This window comes from Niallia sp. MER 6 (genome assembly GCF_023714395.1).
Lineage (GTDB): Bacteria > Bacillota > Bacilli > Bacillales > Cytobacillaceae > Niallia.
The window spans coordinates 1-1,293 of the sequence record NZ_JAMAUK010000098.1 but is presented as its reverse complement, the minus strand read 5'-3'; the positions used below and the strand labels follow the sequence as shown (position 1 = coordinate 1,293).

2 protein-coding genes are annotated in these 1,293 nt (G+C 31.7%); both read left to right on the top strand.

Features of this window, described 5'->3' with window-relative positions:
- Positions 1 to 294 precede the first annotated feature (294 nt).
- A complete protein-coding gene (locus M3600_RS28345; protein WP_251648565.1) occupies positions 295 to 663 on the top strand; it encodes a hypothetical protein in 369 nt (122 codons plus the stop codon).
- 173 nt (positions 664 to 836) lie between these two features.
- Positions 837 to 1,076, top strand: a complete 240-nt coding sequence (locus M3600_RS28340; protein WP_251648563.1) for a hypothetical protein — start codon at positions 837 to 839, stop codon at positions 1,074 to 1,076.
- Positions 1,077 to 1,293 lie beyond the last annotated feature (217 nt).

Genomic DNA, 1,293 nt, shown 5'->3' with positions numbered 1-1,293 from the left:
GATTAGCTATATTCTGTAAATGATAATTTGGAGGAGCCGTGTGCGTTAATAGCGCAAGCACGGTTCTGTGAGGGGGGAGGAGTACAATTTGCCGTAAGGTAGAAAGGCTCCCTTCTACTCGACTAGTTGAATAAGGAGAAGAATTCAAGTTTGACCTAAACACTCCGTCTTTGTTAAAAGAATGCAAATTCAATAGTTAAAATTGTGGCAGTTTGGAAATATGAAAAAGGGTTTTTAAAGTTTAATGGTATAATCTACCTTAGATAAAGACCACATCTCACTGGAGGGATTAATTTGTTAAATGAAGATATCGAAATAATTTTAAGTAAAATTGAGGAACTTGAAAGTTATGATGTTGAGATTGAAGTAGATGACCCTGAAATTGAATCTATATCTATTCACCTATTTTCAAGAGAAGAATTTGAAGAAGGTCAGTTAGGATATAGAATTGACGAAGATGGCAATTCTTTAACAGGGGATAACGAGGGTGATTGGAAGGAAAATTGGTATGTTATTGGATACGATGAACTTGTAGGAGACCCAATTTTTATTGATATAAAAAATAAAAACTATCCTGTATTGACCGCAATACACGGTGAAGGAGATTGGGAACCAGAAGTAATGTATTCCTCATTAAATGAATTTTTAGAATATGTATCTTAAAAAGGACGGTTTAGTTCATTTATTTACAAGTTTATTAATTTTTTATTGTTTGTTGAACAATCTGGCTATGTTTAATTAGAGTAGGATTTCTTTTTCGGAAAAGGTGAAAAATCAGTAGCAAATGATGATAATGTATATATATGTAAAATAATTAATATAGAATGGGGGATTCCATGCCTGCAAGTAATATTGCGTTTATTTGTATTGCTTTGAATTTAGCATTAAATATATTGGCGTTTACTCCTATCATTTATATCAATTTCGGCTTTGTTTTAATTCCGTTTTTTTCATTTTGTGGAGCTTTACTAGGAATAGGTGCAATTGTGTTAAGAGAACCTTTACTCAAATCAATTCTTGCTATAGTATTAAACATTGCTTATTTGAAATTTTTCTTTGAATTTTTTAAATATTAAATACTGTTAATATAATGATGTAATTAAATATGAAATAAACATGGCAGCATTCCTATAATAAGTTTAGAGCTCCATCTTGTGTCACAAACGTGGCAGCATTCCTGTAATAAGTGAAAATGCGGTTTGAAAGAAAAAAGACCTCTTGATAAGATAAATGTGTCCTGAGCCAGCCAGCTAAAAGGGACAAAATATCTATTCGGAGGTCTCATCATGAATT